Source organism: Winogradskyella helgolandensis, from assembly GCF_013404085.1.
GTDB classification, from domain to species: Bacteria; Bacteroidota; Bacteroidia; order Flavobacteriales; family Flavobacteriaceae; genus Winogradskyella; species Winogradskyella helgolandensis.
This window is the reverse complement of record NZ_JABFHO010000001.1, coordinates 3,356,116-3,376,632: the sequence shown is the minus strand read 5'-3', so window position 1 is coordinate 3,376,632 and position 20,517 is coordinate 3,356,116. Positions and strand designations below refer to the sequence as shown.

Here is a 20,517-nt window from a genome sequence, read left to right as displayed (position 1 = left end):
ATGTTTTCTACAATATTTTTTTATGAATTAAAGTACTGGTTAAAACGACCTGCGACTTATATTTATATGGCGATTTTCTTTATGTTATCTTTATTTATGGCTGCAACAACAGCGGGTATATTTGATAGTATTACAGCCACAACGAGTTCTGCAAGGATTGTGAATTCTCCAATCGGAATTTCTAACCTTTTTAATGGGCTTACTATTTTAATTTTCTTTCTATTTCCGTCTATTATAGGAGCTTCTATTAATAGAGATTTTAAAAGTGAAATGCATTCTATTTTATATTCGTATCCATTTACAAAAGCCAATTATTTATTTGCTAAATTCTTTAGTGCTATAGTGGTTGTAACGCTTATTGTTTTAATGATTGGAGTCGGAATGTTCATTGGTTTTAGATTACCTGGCACTAATTCTGATTTGATAATAGCCTTTGATTTTAAGTCGTATTTTGATGCGTATTGGCTATTTATTTTGCCTAATATTTTATTGTTTGGAGCTATTGTTTTTGCCGTAGTAACCTTTACTCGAAATATTGCCGCAGGCTTCATAACAGTGATACTATTATTGTTTGTTCAAGGAGTCACAGAAAGTTTATTGTCCGATCCAGATAGTCGCTACTTAGCAGCCTTATTAGATCCTTTCGGAGCCTCAGCTTCTAGTTATTACACACAATATTGGACAGCTTATGAACAAAACGAATTACATATTCCGATTAAAGAAGTGATTCTGTATAACCGATTAATATGGTTAGGTGTAGCAAGTTTAGTGTTTGGTTTAGTCTATAAGTTTTTTACGTTCAGCCAAAATGCGATGTCATTTTCACTTTTCAAAAAAGTAAAAGGAGAGCGTTCTATAAAACGTAATTTTGGTGGTATTACTAAAATAAATTTACCAAAAGTATCCTATGATTATTCTTTTATTCAGAACTTAAAAGCAACCTGGAAAATTTCGAATGTAGAATTTAAATACATCGTTAAAAGTTGGCCATTTATAAGTATTGTTTTAGTTGGATTAATAATTGTTTTTATTGCTTTAGCAGACGTAGGTAATCCATACGGAACATCAACGTATCCTAGAACTTGGCTCATGTTACGAGGTGGTAGTGCATTTGTGTTTGCTATTAATATTTGTACATTTTTATATGCAGGTATGTTGGTGAACAGAAGCAAAATTGCTAATGTTAATGGCTTAGAAGATGTGACTCCAATACCAAATTGGTCCTTATTCTTATCTAAGTTTATTGCGATAGTTAAAATGCAAATATTGTTGCTTACTGTTATTATGGTTTCAGGTATTTTGTTTCAATTGTATAAAGGGTATTTTGATATTGAACTTGGTTTATATATAAAAGAACTATACGGTTTAAAACTAATTAATTATGTGGTTTGGGCTTTCTTAGCATTATCGATTCAAACATTAATTAGAAATCCATACTTAGGTCTGTTTGTGCTTTTAGTGATTTCTATAGCTATCCCATTTTTAAGTTTGGCAGGTGTAGAACAAGCCGTATTCAAATACAACGAAGGCCCTGGGTTTGGGTTCAATGATATGAATGGTTACGGAGATTCATTGGCCAATTATTTAACTTATAAATTTTATTGGGTACTTGGAGGCTTAGTTCTAATGCTTATTGCTGCTCTGTTTTGGGTACGTGGTTTACCGCATTCATTTAGAGAGCGTTTATCGATTGCTATAGCAAGATTTACAGCACCAATTGCCATTACGTTTGTAGTGCTTTTAGGAGGTTTTTTAACAATGGGTTACACTATTTATAACGCTACAAATATTAATAACGACCGTTATTCTTCTAAAGAAATAGAAGAAATGACTGTGGATTGGGAAAAAACCTATAAGAAATACGAAAACTATGCGCAACCTCGGATTGTTTCTGTTAAAGTAAACATGGATTTATTTATAGATGATCGTAATTTTGAATCGTCTGGTGAGTACGCCATGATTAACAAAACAGATACGGCAATCGATAGTATTTTCTTAAATCATAATGATTATCCAAGTACGTTTAAATTTAATCGTGAAAACACCTTGGTTTCAGAAGATACGCTTTACAATTTTGATATTTATAGGTTGAAACAACCATTGATGCCAGGTGACTCCATGACGTTAAACTTCACGGTAAAAAATAAACCTAATACGTTTCTCGTTTCTAATTCACCTATTATTGAAAACGGAACATTCATTAATAATATGGTATTGTTTCCAAGTTTAGGATATAACGGAGGAGAGCTTACAGATGATAAAACACGCGAAAAATATGATCTACCTCCAAACGCGTTAAAACCGTTGCCTTCAGATTCCACAGCATTAGGAAACACTTATATTTCTAAGGATAGTGATTGGATCGATTTTGAAGCGACAGTGAGTACTAGTGAAGATCAAATTGCAATTGCTCCAGGTTATCTTCAAAAGGAATGGGTAGAGGATGGAAGACGCTATTTTCATTATAAAATGGATAGTAAAATCTTGAATTTTTACGCCTTCAATTCCGCAAAGTATGAAGTGAAAAAAGATAAATGGAACGACGTTAGTCTCGAAATATATTATCATAAAGGACATGAATATAATCTGGAACGCATGATGGATGGCATGAAAGCCTCATTAGAATATAACAGCGAGAATTTTAGTCCATATCAACACAGACAATTGCGTATTGTAGAATTCCCAAGTGGTGGTTTTGCTCAGTCATTTCCAAATACCATTCCTTTTGGTGGAGATACTGGTTTTATTGCTGATATAGATGATAGTGAAGATGGCGGAATTGATTATACGTATGCCGTTACAGTTCATGAGGTAGCACATCAATGGTGGGCACACCAAGTAATTGGAGCTGATGTTTTAGGAGCTACCATGTTGTCAGAAAGCTTATCGGAATATGTGTCTTTAAAGGTTCTTGAAAAAGAATTAGGAATGTCACAAATGCGTAAATTCTTGAAAAAAGCTTTAGACGATTATTTATTGAGAAGAACGTTTGAGCGAAAACGTGAAAATGCACTAATGTATAACGATGGCCAAGGTTATATTCATTATCAGAAAGGGTCATTGGTATTATATGCACTTAGCGATTATATTGGGGAAGATGTTTTAAATGGAGCCTTAAAAACCTATATTGAAAAAGTGAAGTTTCAAGAGCCACCTTATACAACGTCTATTGATATGGTGAATCATTTTAAAGCGGTAACTCCAGATAGTTTACAGTATGTCATTAAAGATATGTTTGAAACCATTACGGTTTATGACAATAAAATTAAAAGTGCGACGTCTACCGAATTAGATAACGGTAAGTATAAAGTAGATATAGAATTTGAAGTTAGTAAATACAGAAATGACGACAAAGGAAAACAAATATTTTCGGAAGTCGGAAGAGATTCTATTTCATATTTGCCAGAAGGAAAAACAAAACCGATTATATCGCTTCAACTTAAAGATTATATTGATATCGGAATTTTTACAGAGAAAGATGTAGATGGAACAATGAAAGAAGAGCAACTCTATCTTAAGAAGCATAAAGTTACCGCTATTGATAATAAAATAACCATTATTGTTGATGAGAAACCGGCTGAAGTTGGTGTTGATCCTTACAATAAATTAATTGATAGAAATTCTGGTGACAACCGTCAGAAGTTATAATTAGTTTCACTATTTACATTTAAGACCTTTCAGATATAATTAATTTGAAAGGTCTTTTTTATTGAAATATGTTTTTCTATGTATATCAGCGAAATCTGCGCGAAATAAACATAATATTAATAAGAAATTATGGTTATAGACTTTAAATATTATTAATTTTGAATTTGGTTAAAATCACGATTTTGGAATGGTTTTAGCACTAAAGAATTTCATGAGATATATCGTTTACATAGCATTGTTATTTTCATTTGCGTTAACTGCGCAAGAAGATCCTGTAAAACAAGATTCTACAGAAGTGCATTATATGTATATTGAAGGAGATTCTATTCCTGTAACTTCTGTAGAATTAAGAGAAGTTTTAGTACTACCTAATTTAAAATTTGAAGATCGAGAAGCTAGAATTCGTTATATTATTCTAAGACGAAAAACGTTGAAAGTGTATCCGTATGCTAAGTTGGCAGCAGAACGTTTAGAGGCTTTACAAGAACGCCTGGATGGCTTAGAACGTAAACGTGATAAAAAACGTTATGCTAAGATTATTCAGAATTACATTGAAGAAGAATTTTCGGCAGAACTGAAGAAACTCACAAAAACTGAAGGTCAGATTTTAGTAAAGCTCATTCACAGGCAAACGGGAAAAACAACGTTTGAGCTCATTAAAGAATTACGCAGTGGCTGGCGCGCCTTTTGGTTTAACAGTACGGCAAGTTTATTTGATATTTCATTGAAAAAAGAATTTAGCCCAATAAATGAAGAGGAAGATTATTTAATTGAAGATATTCTACAACGAGCATTTCAAAGTGAGCGATTAAAACGACAAGAGCCAGCTTTTGAAATTGATTTTTATGACAGCCTCAATAAATGGACTAAAAAAGCTAAAGAACCTAGTAATTCTAAAAGTTAAATTATGCGCGTTCAAACAAAATTAGAGGAACAATTAAATGCTTGGACACATGGTTTCGGAGCGCTCTTAGGTATCGTAGCTTTAGTTTTACTCATTATAAATACAGATGGAGAAAAGCCTTGGAGTTTATTTAGTGTAATCGTTTATGGAGCTTCCATCATAACCTTATTTTTAGCATCAACATTTTACCATGCGGTAAAAGGGGAGAAGCGCAAACATTATTTTAGAATTGTGGATCATGTGAGCATCTATTTGCTTATTGCTGGTACATACACTCCAGTTTTATTAATTCTACTGACAGATAGTTTAGGGTGGCCATTGTTTTGGACCGTTTGGGGAATTGCTGCTTTTGGAGTGATTCTAAAACTCTTTTTTACAGGACGTTTTGAAGTGTTTTCAACTCTGTTATATTTGGTAATGGGTTGGTTAATTGTTTTCGATTTTACTAACGCCTCTGAAGCTCTTGGACCCAATGGAATTTTGTGGTTATTTGCAGGTGGTTTGTTTTATACGGTCGGTATTATTTTCTATGCCATTCATAGAATTCCTTACAATCACGTCATTTGGCATTTATTTGTATTAGCTGGTGCGATTTGTCATTTTTTTATGGTTTATCTTCATGTCATTTAAAACCATTTTAGTTATTATAATGATTCAATGACAGCATCTATTTCATTATGAATTCTATCTAACTCATCGTTGTAATTATCGGAATCATAAGTGATTAATTTTTTAAATAGCTCAAAGGCTTCTAGTCTTAATTCTGAATATTTAAGTAGTTTTTTATTCTGCTCTAAGAATTCTAGTGGTAAATCTTCAATGGCATTAGTTCTTTTAATGATGGCTATATTATCTTTCCATTTAGGAATGGCTATAGTATTAATTTCATTTAAAAGAGAGAGGTCGTCTTCGGTGCTAAAATGCTCGTAAAACACTAATGATTCTTCTTCATTTATTGTGAATTGCTCTAGTTCAGCATCATAGGCATCATATACTTTATCAGGAATTAAAAAGATAGATGAAAAAATAATTGCCATTAGAACAACTAGTGAAATTAGACCAAGGCCTGCTGCTTTCCAACCTGAGTAAAATGCGTTATTATGTGCTTCATGTGTATCTAGTATTGTACCGTGAATTTTATTTACGATAAGGTAGATAATTCCTGTGTAAACTGCTGGAATTACCATGTTAGGAACTTTATCCATTATAGCTTCTGGAATAAGAAAAAGGGTTCCAAAGAGTGCTACTGTTGCTATAATTGAAATGATTAATGCTGTTTTTCCTTTGTCATTTTCATTTAAAGCTTTGTAGTTTTCTTTAATTAAATAACCTGCTGCCATCGGACCACCAATAAACGTAGCGATTCCTATAGATTGTTGCGAATAAAATTTTAAGTCTTTGGTCGTATTGTTTGGTTCAGTCATTTTTGGGGTTTAAGGTTTTAAAAGTAACTTATTTAGAATTATTATTTGTCCAAGATGGTAATGTGTATGTTCAATGAGACCTAAAATATTACACGCATAAGTACCATATTTTTTATCTGTAAATGGAGTGTCTAAAGTAGTGTTTGGTAATTCTGATAGTAACTCAGTTAAGCGTTCAGCCTCATTCCACATGGTTTTTTGAAGTGTTTCCCATTCGTTTTGTGATGAAATATTTGGGTGCTTATAACTTTCGCTATCGTTTCCAATAAGTCGGCCGTCTTCAAAAACTCTAAGTTGCACTTTGGTGAAATAATGAATATGATAGGTGAGCGCCAAGATGGTATTAAAACCTTCTATGTTCTTAATTGCCGTTTCCCAAGTTATGTTAGAAACGGTATCTCTAACATTGACCTCCGTCCAATTGCCACCAAAATAAACTTGATGAATATGTTTGGCGAGTTGTTTTGAGGTTGGCATTTTTTTATATTAGTGATTTAGTGAATTCAAATTTATAAAAAATGTGTTGGCTGTTGTTAGTTCTTGCTTTTTCTTGAACTAGCTCCTGCTTTTATCTTTTCTTCAAGCACAAGAATAACGGTCTTTTTTAAATCGTCATAATCAAAATCCTCTTCAAATCCATATCTAAATGTAGAATGTGTTCCATTTTTGTCCATACCAAGGACGTACTTTGAGCCTCCAAGTTCTATTGAGATTGGCGAATTTTCAGTTTGAATGGTAAATTCAGTTTCACCTTTATCATTAGTAATGTAGAATATATGTTTATAATACAATTCTCCTTCTTTCTCTTCAAATCGTTCGTAAGCATATATTAATTTTCCATTCCATTCAAATTGATCAAAACAAAACATACTTTTTAAAGTGTCTGTTAATTTGCCTTTATCATAAGCTACATATAACTGTTCTTTAAGTGGTTCTGCTTTTTTGTAGTCTTTTTGACCATAGTAAACTTGAATTAATTTAGCATAAGTCCCATAATCGTTCGGAACCCTTTCAAGTAATTCTTTATAGGCAATTTCAGACTTTGTATACTCTTTTTTTAGAAACTCATATAAGCCAATGTTATAAAGTGCAATGATGTACGAATCAGATTCATTGGAAATCATGTCTTTCGATTTGTAAAAAGCGTCTAATGCTTTATCAGGCTGATTCAGTTCTGCATAGATTTGAGGAATCATTGTAAACGGTCTTTCCATAGGTTTGTGCTTTTCGGTTGCAGTGGTATAAGCTGAAAGCGCTTGGTCTAATTTATCTTGACTAATAAATGCATCACCTAAACCGCTATAATAATTAGAGTCATTAGAATTTAACGCAATAGCTTTATTAAAGGATGAGATAGCGTTATCGAACTGCCCCATATAATTATAGGTCATTCCTTTTATAAAATAAGCATCTGGATCAGTGCTGTCTTTTTGGATGGATAAATCCATTAATTTTAGCACATTATCATCATCTGCTTTCATATAATACGCCATACCAATGTAATAAATGGCTTTGGCTGAATAGTCATTTGCTTTATCAGCGTGTTCGCTAATGATATTATCGTATTGTTCTTCATTTAAAGCGACTTCTAATTCAGTTGTAATTTGATCTTGAGCATAATTGCTTAAACTGAAAAGGCAAATAAGTAAGGTGAGTATAATTTTTTTCATAATTCTACGTAATGATATGGTCTTTTTTTTAGCTGAGTTATGAATGCATTTATACATCATTCCCATAAATAAGATCAATAAAATCGGACTTTTCTAACGTACCAAAATAATCTTCAATAGAAACGTCTTTTAGGATTTTATTGATTTCATTTTTGTCATAAGGAACATTAATAAGTAAAGTTTCAAGATCAGAAACCGGTTGTCTTCCAAAGAAATCACCAAAAACTTTAAAATCTGAAATATGGCCTTTTTCAACAAAAATACGAAGGTCAATTTCACCTATAGGAAAACGTTTGCTGCGTTGGATGTTGAATTTAGGGGAACGTCCAAAATTCCACTCCCATAAATCATATTTTTTAGCTTTTAAATCATGAACAGCTTTCCATTCTGCTTCCGTTAATTTATAGGTTTCAAAAGGTTCACTGGCTTCATATAAACCAACGAGAAGTTGCTTTTTAAAGTCAGCCATTGAAATAGGTGTTTTTAAGAAATCACTGATATTTGCTACACGACTTCGTACCGATTTATGACCTTTAGATTGTATTTTACTCATTTTTACCTGAAGCGCTTTAGCTACTTCACTCATGTCTGTATCAAATAATAACGTGCCATGACTAATCATTCGTTTTCCGGTAGAAAATTGAGCAGTTCCAGAGATCTTTTTTTCTTCAACCAAAATATCATTTCGTCCTTTTAGTTCTGCAGAAACTCCCATGTCATTTAATACTCTAATAACGGGAGCTGTAAACTTTTTAAAGTTACTGATGCTTTTACCATCATGATTTGTGATAAAACTAAAATTTAAATTTCCTAAATCGTGATACACAGCGCCACCACCAGAAACGCGCCTCACCACATGGATATTATTAGCGTCAATATACTCTTGATTAATTTCTTCTAAGGTATTCTGGTTACGTCCTATAATAATAGAAGGTTCGTTGATGTAAAATAATAGGTAGTCGGTAGACGCATCAAAATGTCTTAAAATATACTCTTCTAACGCTAAGTTTAATTTTGGGTTGGTCTGTCCTTCGTTATCAATAAAAATCATAAGGTTTAACTAATTTTGTCCTAAACAAAGATAATAATTTGAAATGGCTGACTTGTGAAGGATTCGTTTTATTTAAACGTGTTGTGGTTTTGTAACTTGAAGCGCTATTGTGATAAATACTATTGCCAAATAAGGATTATTATTTGATGTCTTTAATTACGAATAGAAATCCGTTTTTATACCACAGAATTTAATTTTTCAAACCATTTAAAACTCAACATATTAAATTTATTCCTTTTTAATTAAAGTGTCTACTTTCGCGAAAATATTTATAATCCCTAAGATAAGACCAGTTATAATGCCAACAAAAAGTCCTTTTGCAAATGTTTTCAAAATAGTAGAACTGTTGTAAAGTTCTAAATCAAACAAATCACGAACAATTACAAATATGGCCATTGGAATACTAAGCATCAAAGCTCTTTTAAAATAATATAAGCTGTTTTTTTTCATTGGTTTTGTTTTTAGTTACGGTATCACATTATTTTGAAAGTAGGTGAGAACAAGATATTAATTATATAAGGTGTTTTTACCTCATTATTTTTTCTTTTCCAATTCTTTCAATTTATCTTTAGAAAGAGAATCTATATTTAAGGAAACTGATTTTTTATAATTTTCAATAGCCTTTTCTTTATTTTCAATAGCTAGATAAAAATCTCCAAGTGAATGATAAGCGTTAAAACTTTCAGGATAATTCTTCACATTAAGATTAAAAAATTGTTCCGAATTCTCAAATTCTTTTTTACTCATCAACCAATAACCTAGCATATTTGATAATTCTTCTTCTGGTTTTATCTCTCTACCAAACTCTCTTGATAATTTCTTGTAGTGATTTTCAACTTTTTTTAAAGTCACACTTTTAGGATGAACAAAATCAAGCTTTAAGAGATAGAATTCGAAAATAAACCGCAAAGCATCATATACGGCAATTAATGGGACAGAACCGTGGTGGTCGTCTTTATAATATTCTCCTTTAAACGATATATTTTTTTCAGTGTCATTCTTCAAGTAATCATTAAGTTCTAAGATAGCACGTATATGCCTTGTTCCGGCAGTGGTATCTTTTTTTACAGTTACTGTATCCATATCTTCACTCATAGTATTTGCAATTCCTAGAAAAAGATTTTTGCTACTATACTTTCCGTCGAGAGACGTTTTCTTAATTTTTCTTAACAAATTTTTATTATCCCACGACATTGATGGGTCAATTGCAACATAAGAATTAAATAAATAGGGTTTTTCTATTAATGTATTCATTACAGTAAGACCTCCAAATGAATGACCAATAAAGGTGCGATATAAATCTGTAGGATAATTAGATTCCATATAAGGAATTAGCTCTTTTTCAATAAATAGCATAAAATTCTCACCTCCACCTGAATTAGCAATCATATTACTGTCTGTAGAAGAGTCGGGTTTTCCCTTTGTAGGTGTCAAATCTCTTGTTCTATTTGTATTAAGAATTCCAACCACAATCATTTTTGGAAAAACTGAACCTCCACCTAAAGAACTTAATTGTTGAATCATTCCAACGACTGCGTGAAAATGAGTATCTCCATCTAGAAGATAAACAACAGGGTAATTTTTCTTTTCTATTAATCCATCTGAATATTCTTTCGGGATATGAACCCAAATATTTCTCTGTTCTTTTAATATTTTTGAATTTAAGCTATCCGTTTTGCCGATAATAATATCATTATTATTCTGTCCATTCGCAGTAAATAGAGTTAAACATAGAAAGTAAATTAAATGTAGTTTTTTCATTTGTTAGTTCGTTTGTTTTAATGAGGTAAACGTGTTAAATACTTATAGATATACATTTTATCTCATACTGTTTTCTCGATAGGAAGAGTTTTTGACTCTACAATCATTTTAAAACGAGTTTAATTCTAATTAAACCTAGATCCACTTAATACCACAACCCATGCTAGGCTTTTGATCTGGGTTTACAGCTTCTTTATTAACTAAAGCTGTCATGGCGGCTCTTAGGTCTTCTCCAGTTATAGGGTTTCCATTTCCTGGTCTAGAATCATCTAATTGACCTGTGTAAACTAATTTTAAATTGGAATCAAATAAGAAGAAATCTGGTGTACAAGCAGCATCATATGCTTTGGCAACCTCTTGAGTTTGGTCGTACAAATACGGAAAAATATAATCGTTATCTATGGCGTTTTTAGCCATTAGTTCTGGCCGATCTTGTGGATAATTTTCAGCATCATTGCTCGAAATGGCTATACAATTAATGCCTTTTGAAACATAATCTTTAGCCAATTGCGATAATTCTGTGCTGACATGAATTACAAAAGGGCAGTGGTTACAAATAAACATCACCAATGTGCCTGTGATACCTTTTAGTTCGCTGAGTGATTTTTTTGTATTATCTAAAGTATCTATGATATTAAAATCTGGTGCTTTGGTGCCCAAAGGCAGCATATTAGATTCGGTTCTGGCCATTATATAATGTCTATTTTATTCGTTAATTTTACTAAATGGAAAAGATAATAACATTTGAAGACTTTACAAAGGTAGATTTACGAATTGGGACAATTATAGAAGTAAACGATTTTCCAAATGCTCATAGGCCTGCGTATCAGTTGTCAATAGATTTTGGAGCATTAGGGGTAAAAAAGTCGTCTGCTCAAATAACAACACAATACCAAAAAGATGGTTTGTTGAGTCGTCAAATTGTAGCTGTGGTTAATTTTCCTAAAAAGCAAATAGCCAATTTTATGAGCGAATGTTTGGTTGTAGGTGCTGTAAAAGAAAATGACGTGTTTCTTCTGCATCCAGAAACTAAGGTTAAAAATGGTTCTCAGGTGTCTTAAGTTTTTTTAATTTCAAAGTTTTAAAGTCTTGAAATTTTAGATTTTAAAAATAAAAATATAAGAGGTCAGGAAAATATTATTTTCAACAACCAACAACCAACAACCAACTACATCTCTTCTCTAAAGAAAATAGCATTCATTAACAGCTTATTAGTACCATACCAAAAGGCTCTAAAATTAGTATTGTCTGTAAAGCCTATAATTTTTCCTCTACCGATTTTTCCGATTTTAAAAGGCACGGTTTTACTAATACTATCTAAATTTTGTCCTGAAATATAACCACTTAACAATGGGTTTTTAGAGTACTGAATAGGATTGTTATAACTGTTTTTGTCTTCATTTATGAATAAAGTCGAATTTCTAAACAACGCCAATTTATCATTTTTATAACCAAAACTAATAGGATGGGAGCGGTCTAATTCGGTTTCAAAAATAGCACCACCAATCACTTGTGCACCTCTAAAATCACTACGTTCTTCGTAGCTAATGTTTTTTGCTTTGAGTTTACTTTTCTTAAAATCAATGGTCATTATTTTTTTGGAGTTCAACCATTTTAAAGCATTTTTATAAGCGACTAAAGTGCCTCCATTTGAAATCCACGATTGCAATTTCTTAGTGCTGCTTTCGCTTAATCCAGAATTAGAATTCACCATGATAATAGTATTATACCGGCTTAAATCTGCTCTGCTAATGCTTTTCGTATCTAGTTTGGTAGCTATAATATCGTATCGTGTATCAAATAAATGCCAGATTTCTCCAGCGTCATAAGAGGTCATCCCATCACCAACTAAAAGGGCGATTTTTGGTAATTCTAGGTTGCTAAAATTTCGACTTCCCAAATCAATACCGTCGTTTAAACCTGTTGAAACTGTAGTAATTGTAATATGACTTTCTTGTGCTGTTTCATTTAAAAAATTATATATTTCAGTAGTGGTTAAATTTTGATTTTTAGCTGGAATCATAATCGTTCCATAGTCGTAAGATTTACCATTAGCTTTAAAACGTTTCATAGCAACCTTGGCTCTTAAACCTTTCTTTAAAATTGCATTTAATAATTTTGGTGAGTAATACTCGTGCCATTCAAATAAATAAGCGTATTCACTTTTTGAACTGACACCTCCTTGGTGTTGTTTTAAATCGGTGACTTCATTTCCTGCTTTGGCAGTCGTGGTTTCTGTATAATCTAAGTTGAACGCTAAGGGAAATGTCCATGCTGAAATGTCATAAAATAAGCTATCTTCAAACGTGGTTCGTTTTTCGAACATGGCATTGATTAAACGTGTATTCTTTTGATTCTTTGGAACCACATAACTATAACCTTTCTTATAGTTTTTTCCGTCCTTAGTAAAATCTGATTTTAAATGGTGAAACGAAATGCGATGACGTTTCAATATTTCTGCTAAGTGATAGGTTTTAGCGGCATCTTTTTCATCTCCAAAAACAATAGCATTTTTACCTTCTTTAGAAGCCTCAGTTCTTGCATTTTTGAAGAAGCTATGTTGATACTCTAAAATGTCTTTCCGCATGCTATTGGCAGCTTCAAGTGTAGAAAAAGCAGCTGTATATTGATTTTTAATCGTGAATGGAAAGGTTAACAACCCATTCTCACTTTCTTGTACATGGCCACGAGAACTTGCCTGTTCAAACAAAATCCCAATGCCTCCGTTAATATCTGGAAATGTTGATCCTTTTCCGTAGTAGAAGTCATCAAAACTTTCTTCAGAATAATATAAAGAGCCTATTTTGTCTAAAGCCTTCGCGTGATAGGTCGCTATACCTTTAGTTAAATCTTGATTTAATTGCGGAGTTAAAGGATGTGTACGCGACGGAATACCAGGTTGAAAAAAGAAACTGGCATTGGTTCCCATTTCATGATGATCTGTTAAAATATTTGGTAACCAATTATGATAGGTTTCTATGCGTGCTCTAGATTCTGGAAGTTGCACAGGTAGCCAATCTCTATTCATATCAAACCAATAATGATTGGTACGTCCACCAGGCCAAATTTCACTGTATTCTCTATCGTTAGGATCTGGATTTAGATGAATATTTTTGTTTGTATTTGCCCAATAGGCGAAGCGTTGTAAACCATCTGGATTTAAAGAAGGATCAAACAAAATTACCGTGTTTTTTAATAAATCATCAATTTCTGAACCTTCAGCTGCTGCCAAATAATAGGCGACTAATAAAGCAGCATTAGATCCACTTGGTTCATTACCATGGATTGAAAACCCTTGGTAAACTACAATGGGTCTGTTTTCTATGTTTGCCGAATTGGATTCGGTAGCTTCAATATGAGCAAATTGAATGGCCTCTAAATTTTTATGATTTTCTGATGATGTTATGGTAAGTAGAAGAAGTGGTCTGTCTTCAAAAGTTTTACCTCTGTCTTCTATTGTTATTCTATCTGAGGCATTTGCTAAAGCCTTCATGTATTCTACCAATTTGTCGTGTGTAACATGCCACTCACCAACGTTATGTCCGATAACACTTTGTGGTGTTGGTATGATTGGATTTAATTGTATATTTTGTGGTAAGTAATAGGATAATTCCGTTTGCGATTGTGAAAAAATTGTGGTGGTTGTAAGAATTAGGAGTAGAAGAATGCGTTGCATAGGAATAAGCTTGGTTAGTGCTTAAAAATAGAAAAACCCTGACAATTATTGCCAAGGTTTGTTATAATTTAACAGATGCAGTTTTTTAGATATCGTCGAAACTAATATCTGTAAAGCTATCAATGCTCTTCGTATCTTCTGGTGTTTTTGCTTCTTGAGCTACAAAATCATCTTCACGTTTAAAGTCTTTTTGGTGACGTTCGCTAATGACTTCCTGACCTTTTTCATTAATGATATAATCGGTCATTTCAGCTAAAATTTCTTTAAACTCAGTAAAATCTTCTTTATAAAGATAAATTTTATGTTTTTTATAATGAAAAGATCCATCATCGTTAGTGAATTTTTTACTTTCCGTAACCGTTAAATAATAATCACCAGCTTTTGTAGCTCTCACATCAAAGAAATAGGTTCTTCTTCCTGCACGCAATACTTTGGAATATATTTCTTCCTTATCCATCATTTCATAATCACTCATAACTCAATCTATTTTTTTAATTTCAATCCAAAAATCTAAAAAAAAAGTAACGTAAACAACAAATAATTACATTTCTTTTTCGGAGAGTTGTTTCTTGTATAATTCGTTGTAGTAGCTGTCTGTATTTATAAGGCTTTTGTGGTTTCCAGACTCTATGACTTTTCCGTCGTCTAAAACAATAATGTGATCTGCATTTTTAGCCGAAGACACACGATGACTCACAATAATCGTTGTTTTATCTTTAGTAAGCTTTACTAAATTCTTAAGTATTTTTTCTTCCGTTTCAGTATCTACAGCAGACAAACAATCATCAAATAATAAAATCTCTGGTTTTTTAATAATAGCTCTGGCTATCGATACACGCTGCTTTTGTCCTCCAGATAATGTTAATCCACGTTCTCCTAAAATAGTATCATAGCCTTTGCTGAAACCAATAATGTTTTTATGAACTTTAGCATTTTGTGCAGCTTCTATGACTTCATCATCTGTAGCATCTTCCTTTCCAAATTTTATGTTGTTTTTTATACTATCTGAAAACAAGAAGGCATCTTGTGGTACATATCCAATACTTTCTCTTAAGCTGAAAAGATTCAACTCAGAAATAACGGTGTTATCAATTAAAATAGAGCCTTTATCAATATCATATAAGCGACCTATTAAATCTAATATGGTCGATTTTCCTGAGCCTGTTTTTCCGAGAATCACTAAAGTTTCTCCTGATTTTAATTTGAAACTGACATCTTTCAAAGCTTCAATATTAGTGTCAGGGTATACAAAGGACACATTTTTAAATTCGATATCTCCTTTAATTGTGGAGCGTTCGGTTGCTGTATTTTTTATATCTGGTTCCGTATTTAAAAATTCGTTAATACGCTCTTGTGATGCTTCAGCTTGTTGTATCAATGAGGTTACCCAGCCTATAGTTGCCACTGGCCAAGTTAACATATTAACGTAAATAATGAACTCTGCGATGGTTCCTATTTGTTCAATTTCTCCATTCATATATTGCATACCTCCAACATAAATTACAATAAGGTTACTGACTCCAATTAGTAATACCATCATTGGAAAAAACAAGGCTTGTACTTTAGTTAGATTGATTTGTTTCTGACGGTTTTCTGCAGATAGTTTCTCAAATTCGACATTTGTTCTCGGCTCAATACCATAAGATTTTATAACCGAAATACCACTAAATGTTTCTTGCGAATAAGTAGAAAGTGTAGATAAGGATTGCTGAACAATAGTACTTCGTTTATTAATTAAACGACTTAATTTATAAATAGCAACAGACAAAAAGGGTAGTGGGAGTAAGGTATATAATGTTAATGAAGGAGATCGGTCTACCATATAAATTATAGCCACTGCAAATAAAGTGATGGTATTAATAGTGTACATAATGGCAGGACCAACATACATTCTTACTTTACCAACATCTTCACTAATACGGTTCATTAAATCACCAGTTCTATTGGCTTTATAAAATTTTAAAGAGAGAACTTGGTAATGTTGATAAATTTCATTTTTAAGATCAAATTCTACATAACGAGAAACATTAATAATGGTTTGACGCATTAAAAAAGTAAAGATTCCGGCTACTACAGCGGCTCCAACGAGATATAGAATGTTTATTATTAACTCACTTCTGAAAATTTCTTCAGAGATGTTTCCATCTAATCGGTCAGAAACAATATTAATAGAGGCACCAACTAAACGTGGTGTAAAGAGCGCAAATATCTTAGAGATGATGGTGATAAAGATGCCTATAATAATACGATACCTGTATTTATAGAAATATTTATTGAGATGTTTTAATGCTTTCATTATGTACTTTAGTAGGTCAAAGGTATTGTGACAATCGTATTTAATAGTTAATATTTTGCTAATCCTTTATTTATAATTTACTTTTGCGAGTTGTTTTTAGAAAATCTTAAAACACCCTAAAATTTAATGAACATGACTTCAGAAATTATATCTTCAAAGGAACTTAATAAAATGGATCCGGTTTTCGGACAGCAGTCTTTTGACGATCATGAGCAAATTGTTTTTTGCAACGACAAAGATACTGGTTTAAAAGCTATAATTGGTATTCACAACACAGTTTTAGGACCAGCATTAGGTGGTACAAGAATGTGGAATTACGCTAACGAATGGGAAGCACTTAATGATGTATTGCGTTTATCTCGTGGTATGACATTTAAATCTGCAATCACGGGTTTAAACCTTGGTGGAGGTAAAGCGGTAATAATTGGTGATGCTAAAACACAAAAAACACCAGAATTAATGAGACGCTTTGGTGAGTTTGTACATTCATTAAGCGGACGCTATATTACGGCAGAAGATGTTGGGATGACTACCGAAGATATGGATACCGTAAGAGAAGTAACTCCTTATGTAACCGGTATTTCAGAAAGCAAAGGTGGAGCAGGTAATCCATCACCAATCACTGCTTATGGTGTATTTATGGGAATGAAAGCTGCTGCAAAATTTAAGTATGGATCAGATATCTTAGAAGGTAAAAATGTGTATGTCCAAGGTATTGGAAATGTTGGTGAAGCCCTTGTAGAACATTTAGTTAACGAAGGTGCTAATGTTACTATTGCAGATATTAGTCAAGATCGTTTAGAAGAAGTCCGCACTAAATACGGAGTTACGATTTATGGTGGTAATGATATTTATAGTGAAGACATGGATATTTACGCACCATGTGCATTAGGAGCCACCATAAATGACAGTACTATTTATAAGTTGAAGGCCAAAATAATTGCAGGAGCTGCCAATAATCAATTAGCAGAAGAGCAAAGTCATGGTTTAATTTTACAAGAAAGAGGTATTGTTTATGCTCCTGATTTTTTAATTAATGCAGGTGGAATTATTAATGTTTACGCCGAATTAGAAAATTACGACAGACAAGAGATAATGCGTAAAACGGAGAATATCTATAACACTACACTCGAAATTTTAGATAACGCTAAAGTGAATAATTTAACAACAAATAATGCTGCTCTAAATATTGCTAGAGAGCGTATTGAAACACGTAAACGAGAAAACTCAAAATAGTCTTAATTATTTTCTGTTATAAAAATTAAATAATAGTATTTTTGCAAGGTGAATCTTAAATAGGTTCACCTTTTTTAATAATCAAATACTAAAAGTGAGTTCTTACACATGCTAAACCGAAGACACATCAGAATTAAAGCTATGCAATCTATGTATGCTTTTAAAGGGACCGAAAGTGATGACTTAATAAAAGAACAAAAGTTTTTGTTACACAGTTTGGATAGCATGTATGACTTATACTTGTCGATTTTAGCTTTGCTCACTGAACTACACAAAAAGAGCAAGAATCATAACGAAAAAATACAAAATAAACTTGTAAAGTCAGATGCTGATAATAATTTAGACTTTAAGTTTCAAGAAAATCAACTGTTACACCTTGTTAGCAGTAATAAGATGTTGCAAGAAGCGATTGCAAACCGTAAGTTGAATTATTGGGATTTAGATTTCGAATACGTAGATATTCTCTTTAAAGCCATCTTAAAAAGTGATATCTATGAAAGTTACACTGCCGATTCTGAAACGAACTTTAAAAAAGATAAAAGTTTTGTGATCGATGTGTTTACAGAGATTATAGCTCCTAACGAAAAACTTTATGACTTTTTTGAAGATAAGAAATTAACTTGGGTAGATGATTTACCAGTGGTTAATACTGCCATGTTAAAAGTACTACGAAAGTTGAAGTTAACGTCTCCAGAAACTGCTCTGTTACCAGATTTGTATAAAGATGATGACGATAAAGAATTTGCAATAGAATTATTTAAAAAGACCTTTTTAAATAGCTCTAAGTTTGCTGAAGAAATAAGCAAAAAAACGACGAATTGGGATTCTGAACGTTTAGCGAGTTTAGACGGTGTATTATTAAAAATGGCACTTTGCGAATTTCAAAAATTCCCATCTATTCCTCATAAAGTCACTATTAACGAATATCTTGAAATTGCCAAAGAATACTCTACTCCAAAAAGTAGTTTATTTATCAATGGTATATTAGATAAAATAGTAAAGGAATATCAATCTGAAAATATCCACCTTAAAACGGGAAGAGGTTTAATGTAGACTTCAATAAAAGAGCAATTCTAATTGGGTATTACGCTTAGTAGATGTTAAAATTGTTTCTTATTTAAAGTTAATTATTTAAACCAAAATTGTTTTGAAAGCTATTTCTTACAAATATTTGTTAAGAAGTACGTAAAAATTTTAATTCGTTGAAATAATTATTAACTTCGCGAATCGATTATAAATTTTAATAAAAAAAATAAGGTAATGAAAAAAGTAATTTTAGGACTTAGTGCATTATGTATGGTGGCTTTTACATCTTGTAAAGACGATGCTGCAAGTAAAATTAAAACTGAAAATATCGCAGCAGCAGCTGATAGAGATGCAAATGCTGGTGATTTTGCGGTTTTAACTTTAGATAAAACAGAGCATGATTTTGGTACCATCGCTAATGGAACTCCTGTTGAAACAATATTCAAGTATACAAATACAGGAAATTCTATGTTAGTAGTTAGTGATATCAAAAGTACTTGTGGATGTACAGTACCTACAAACTATACTAAAGAAGTTCAGCCAGGTGAAACAGGTGAATTTACGGTAAAGTTTAACGGAAAAGGTAACGGTAAAACAACGAAGTCTTTAACAATGATAACTAATACTGAAAAAGGACAATTACCAGTTAAGATTACTGCTTATATTGAGGCTGATCCAAATGCTGCTGCTAAACAAGCTGTAAAACCAGCTGGTACTGCTAACATTAATCCTTTAGCTACAGATAATGGAGCCGCTGCTGCACCAAGAAAGTATTCTACTCAACCAGGTCACGAAGGACATAACCACGATTAATAATTATTACTGATATATACTAAATGGACGCAATAGGATCATTTTTACCGTTTATCGCAATTTTCGCAGTGATGTATTTCTTTATGATTGCGCCACAGATGAAACGTGCTAAACAAGAAAAAAAGTTTGCCAGCGAGTTAACTCGTGGTACTCGTGTTATTACTAAAAGTGGTATGCACGGAAAAGTTGTAGAATTAATGGATAAAGATAATAGTTGTATTATTGAAACATTAGCAGGTAAAATTAAATTTGACCGCTCTGCAATTTCTATGGAAATGAGTAATAAATTAAATGCTCCAGCTGTTGTAAAATAAGCCGGTTAGTATTATAAATTATAAAAGACTGTTCATGTATTTGAACAGTCTTTTTTTTGTTTAAAACTATTAAAATATCAGCAAACAACCATCCACTAACAGTTTCTGTATTTATCATGTAACCCAATGCCACTGTTAATCATAGATTTAATTTTATCTAAGCGTGCTTGTTTTGTAGTTTCTCTTTTGGCATCTGCAATGTACTTACAATAGTCGCGTTGTTTAGCCACAGTAAGTGATTTAAAAGATAATTTTAGACCGTCATCAGTTTTTAAAACTTCTTTTAATTCAACAGGAATTATCACAACTTTTGTATCTCGTTGTGGCTTTAGTTCGCGTCCTAATCGTTTATTGTCTATCGCTTCTTTTACGTATAATAAAACAGCTTCTTTGTTGATATCTGCGTTAATTTCAAAACGCATTTGTCGCATGGCTTTTGTTTTTTCCTCTTGAGCATTGTGAAGCAAGTGTTGCTCATCTTTTAAAAATACACCTTGATGAAACCAAATGCAAAAATGATTTTTAAACGCTGCAATACCTAAAACATTTTTACCATTTAGGACATATGTTGGCATACTCCACTTAATGGTTTCTACTAATTCTGTGGAATTAATGATACGTCTCAAAACACTAAGTGCATCAGAGAAATGATGATTAACTTCAAGGTATTCTTCTACTGAGGTTACTTTTTTCATTTG

19 protein-coding genes are annotated in these 20,517 nt (G+C 32.3%); 8 read left to right on the top strand and 11 right to left on the bottom strand.

All coding sequences use genetic code 11. The annotated features are described in order from the left end of the window. The 3 genes from HM992_RS14255 (at position 1) to trhA (ending at position 5,182) form a co-directional block, all read left to right on the top strand. Entirely contained in the window at positions 1 to 3,648 is a 3,648-nt protein-coding gene (locus HM992_RS14255; RefSeq protein ID WP_179320150.1) for an ABC transporter permease/M1 family aminopeptidase, read from the top strand. 211 nt (positions 3,649 to 3,859) lie between these two features. Continuing rightward, the gene (locus tag HM992_RS14250) at positions 3,860 to 4,552 is read left to right on the top strand and encodes a DUF4294 domain-containing protein (protein ID WP_179320149.1); all 693 of its coding nucleotides are present in this window, start codon (positions 3,860 to 3,862) and stop codon (positions 4,550 to 4,552) included. A 3-nt stretch (positions 4,553 to 4,555) separates the two neighbouring features. Then, complete coding sequence (trhA, locus tag HM992_RS14245) at positions 4,556 to 5,182, top strand: PAQR family membrane homeostasis protein TrhA (protein WP_178985631.1); 627 nt, start codon at positions 4,556 to 4,558, stop codon at positions 5,180 to 5,182. Positions 5,183 to 5,196: 14 nt separating this feature from the next. On the opposite strand, the gene HM992_RS14240 is transcribed toward trhA, so the two are convergent. From HM992_RS14240 to HM992_RS14210, 7 genes are all read right to left on the bottom strand, one after another. After that, on the bottom strand, positions 5,197 to 5,976 hold the full coding sequence (locus HM992_RS14240; RefSeq protein WP_179320148.1) for a hypothetical protein: 780 nt from the start codon (positions 5,974 to 5,976) through the stop codon (positions 5,197 to 5,199). Positions 5,977 to 5,985: 9 nt separating this feature from the next. Further along, complete coding sequence (locus tag HM992_RS14235; RefSeq protein WP_179320147.1) at positions 5,986 to 6,453, bottom strand: DinB family protein; 468 nt, start codon at positions 6,451 to 6,453, stop codon at positions 5,986 to 5,988. A gap of 56 nt (positions 6,454 to 6,509) precedes the next feature. Continuing rightward, the gene (locus tag HM992_RS14230) at positions 6,510 to 7,646 is read right to left on the bottom strand and encodes a tetratricopeptide repeat protein (protein WP_179320146.1); all 1,137 of its coding nucleotides are present in this window, start codon (positions 7,644 to 7,646) and stop codon (positions 6,510 to 6,512) included. 49 nt (positions 7,647 to 7,695) lie between these two features. Beyond that, positions 7,696 to 8,697, bottom strand: coding sequence for a lipoate--protein ligase (locus tag HM992_RS14225; RefSeq protein ID WP_179320145.1), 1,002 nt, complete (start codon positions 8,695 to 8,697; stop codon positions 7,696 to 7,698). A gap of 228 nt (positions 8,698 to 8,925) precedes the next feature. After that, a complete protein-coding gene (locus HM992_RS14220; protein WP_179320144.1) occupies positions 8,926 to 9,147 on the bottom strand; it encodes a hypothetical protein in 222 nt (73 codons plus the stop codon). Between the two features lie 84 nt (positions 9,148 to 9,231). Next, entirely contained in the window at positions 9,232 to 10,458 is a 1,227-nt protein-coding gene (locus tag HM992_RS14215) for an alpha/beta hydrolase-fold protein (protein ID WP_179320143.1), read from the bottom strand. Between the two features lie 135 nt (positions 10,459 to 10,593). Next, on the bottom strand, positions 10,594 to 11,148 hold the full coding sequence (locus HM992_RS14210; RefSeq protein ID WP_179320142.1) for a thioredoxin family protein: 555 nt from the start codon (positions 11,146 to 11,148) through the stop codon (positions 10,594 to 10,596). A gap of 35 nt (positions 11,149 to 11,183) precedes the next feature. Between HM992_RS14210 and HM992_RS14205 the strand changes: the two genes are divergently transcribed. After that, the gene (locus HM992_RS14205) at positions 11,184 to 11,519 is read left to right on the top strand and encodes a tRNA-binding protein (RefSeq protein ID WP_179320141.1); all 336 of its coding nucleotides are present in this window, start codon (positions 11,184 to 11,186) and stop codon (positions 11,517 to 11,519) included. Positions 11,520 to 11,626: 107 nt separating this feature from the next. Here the strand turns inward: HM992_RS14205 and HM992_RS14200 are convergent, their stop codons facing one another. From HM992_RS14200 to HM992_RS14190, 3 genes are all read right to left on the bottom strand, one after another. Beyond that, positions 11,627 to 14,134 carry a M14 family metallopeptidase gene (locus tag HM992_RS14200; protein ID WP_179320140.1) on the bottom strand — a complete coding sequence of 836 codons (2,508 nt, stop codon included), beginning with the start codon at positions 14,132 to 14,134 and terminating at the stop codon, positions 11,627 to 11,629. Between the two features lie 85 nt (positions 14,135 to 14,219). Beyond that, complete coding sequence (locus HM992_RS14195; protein WP_178985621.1) at positions 14,220 to 14,609, bottom strand: PUR family DNA/RNA-binding protein; 390 nt, start codon at positions 14,607 to 14,609, stop codon at positions 14,220 to 14,222. A gap of 66 nt (positions 14,610 to 14,675) precedes the next feature. Beyond that, a complete protein-coding gene (locus HM992_RS14190; protein WP_178985620.1) occupies positions 14,676 to 16,430 on the bottom strand; it encodes an ABC transporter ATP-binding protein in 1,755 nt (584 codons plus the stop codon). Positions 16,431 to 16,562: 132 nt separating this feature from the next. On the opposite strand from HM992_RS14190, the gene HM992_RS14185 reads away from it, so the two are divergent. The 4 genes from HM992_RS14185 (at position 16,563) to yajC (ending at position 19,819) form a co-directional block, all read left to right on the top strand. Further along, a complete protein-coding gene (locus tag HM992_RS14185) occupies positions 16,563 to 17,666 on the top strand; it encodes a Glu/Leu/Phe/Val family dehydrogenase (protein WP_178985619.1) in 1,104 nt (367 codons plus the stop codon). A 108-nt stretch (positions 17,667 to 17,774) separates the two neighbouring features. After that, the gene (nusB, locus tag HM992_RS14180; protein WP_229720501.1) at positions 17,775 to 18,719 is read left to right on the top strand and encodes a transcription antitermination factor NusB; all 945 of its coding nucleotides are present in this window, start codon (positions 17,775 to 17,777) and stop codon (positions 18,717 to 18,719) included. 207 nt (positions 18,720 to 18,926) lie between these two features. Further along, on the top strand, positions 18,927 to 19,505 hold the full coding sequence (locus HM992_RS14175; protein ID WP_178985618.1) for a DUF1573 domain-containing protein: 579 nt from the start codon (positions 18,927 to 18,929) through the stop codon (positions 19,503 to 19,505). Positions 19,506 to 19,528: 23 nt separating this feature from the next. Then, positions 19,529 to 19,819: a preprotein translocase subunit YajC gene (gene yajC / locus HM992_RS14170; protein WP_178985617.1), complete on the top strand. Its 291-nt coding sequence runs from the start codon at positions 19,529 to 19,531 to the stop codon at positions 19,817 to 19,819. Between the two features lie 95 nt (positions 19,820 to 19,914). Here yajC and HM992_RS14165 read toward each other — a convergent pair whose 3' ends face one another. Continuing rightward, a complete protein-coding gene (locus HM992_RS14165) occupies positions 19,915 to 20,514 on the bottom strand; it encodes a YdeI/OmpD-associated family protein (protein WP_179320139.1) in 600 nt (199 codons plus the stop codon). Positions 20,515 to 20,517 lie beyond the last annotated feature (3 nt).

Excerpts from the sequence above, each read along its gene's own strand:
- HM992_RS14165 (WP_179320139.1), bottom strand. The coding sequence starts at position 20,514 with ATGAAAAAAGTAACCTCAGTAGAAGAATACCTTGAAGTTAATCATCAT.
- HM992_RS14250 (WP_179320149.1), top strand. The coding sequence starts at position 3,860 with ATGAGATATATCGTTTACATAGCATTGTTATTTTCATTTGCGTTAACT.
- nusB (WP_229720501.1), top strand. The coding sequence starts at position 17,775 with ATGCTAAACCGAAGACACATCAGAATTAAAGCTATGCAATCTATGTAT.
- HM992_RS14230 (WP_179320146.1), bottom strand. The coding sequence starts at position 7,646 with ATGAAAAAAATTATACTCACCTTACTTATTTGCCTTTTCAGTTTAAGC.
- HM992_RS14205 (WP_179320141.1), top strand. The coding sequence starts at position 11,184 with ATGGAAAAGATAATAACATTTGAAGACTTTACAAAGGTAGATTTACGA.
- HM992_RS14175 (WP_178985618.1), top strand. The coding sequence starts at position 18,927 with ATGAAAAAAGTAATTTTAGGACTTAGTGCATTATGTATGGTGGCTTTT.
- HM992_RS14240 (WP_179320148.1), bottom strand. The coding sequence starts at position 5,976 with ATGACTGAACCAAACAATACGACCAAAGACTTAAAATTTTATTCGCAA.
- HM992_RS14190 (WP_178985620.1), bottom strand. The coding sequence starts at position 16,430 with ATGAAAGCATTAAAACATCTCAATAAATATTTCTATAAATACAGGTAT.
- HM992_RS14210 (WP_179320142.1), bottom strand. The coding sequence starts at position 11,148 with ATGGCCAGAACCGAATCTAATATGCTGCCTTTGGGCACCAAAGCACCA.
- HM992_RS14235 (WP_179320147.1), bottom strand. The coding sequence starts at position 6,453 with ATGCCAACCTCAAAACAACTCGCCAAACATATTCATCAAGTTTATTTT.
- HM992_RS14185 (WP_178985619.1), top strand. The coding sequence starts at position 16,563 with ATGACTTCAGAAATTATATCTTCAAAGGAACTTAATAAAATGGATCCG.
- HM992_RS14200 (WP_179320140.1), bottom strand. The coding sequence starts at position 14,134 with ATGCAACGCATTCTTCTACTCCTAATTCTTACAACCACCACAATTTTT.
- HM992_RS14255 (WP_179320150.1), top strand. The coding sequence starts at position 1 with ATGTTTTCTACAATATTTTTTTATGAATTAAAGTACTGGTTAAAACGA.
- HM992_RS14215 (WP_179320143.1), bottom strand. The coding sequence starts at position 10,458 with ATGAAAAAACTACATTTAATTTACTTTCTATGTTTAACTCTATTTACT.
- HM992_RS14225 (WP_179320145.1), bottom strand. The coding sequence starts at position 8,697 with ATGATTTTTATTGATAACGAAGGACAGACCAACCCAAAATTAAACTTA.
- yajC (WP_178985617.1), top strand. The coding sequence starts at position 19,529 with ATGGACGCAATAGGATCATTTTTACCGTTTATCGCAATTTTCGCAGTG.
- trhA (WP_178985631.1), top strand. The coding sequence starts at position 4,556 with ATGCGCGTTCAAACAAAATTAGAGGAACAATTAAATGCTTGGACACAT.
- HM992_RS14195 (WP_178985621.1), bottom strand. The coding sequence starts at position 14,609 with ATGAGTGATTATGAAATGATGGATAAGGAAGAAATATATTCCAAAGTA.
- HM992_RS14220 (WP_179320144.1), bottom strand. The coding sequence starts at position 9,147 with ATGAAAAAAAACAGCTTATATTATTTTAAAAGAGCTTTGATGCTTAGT.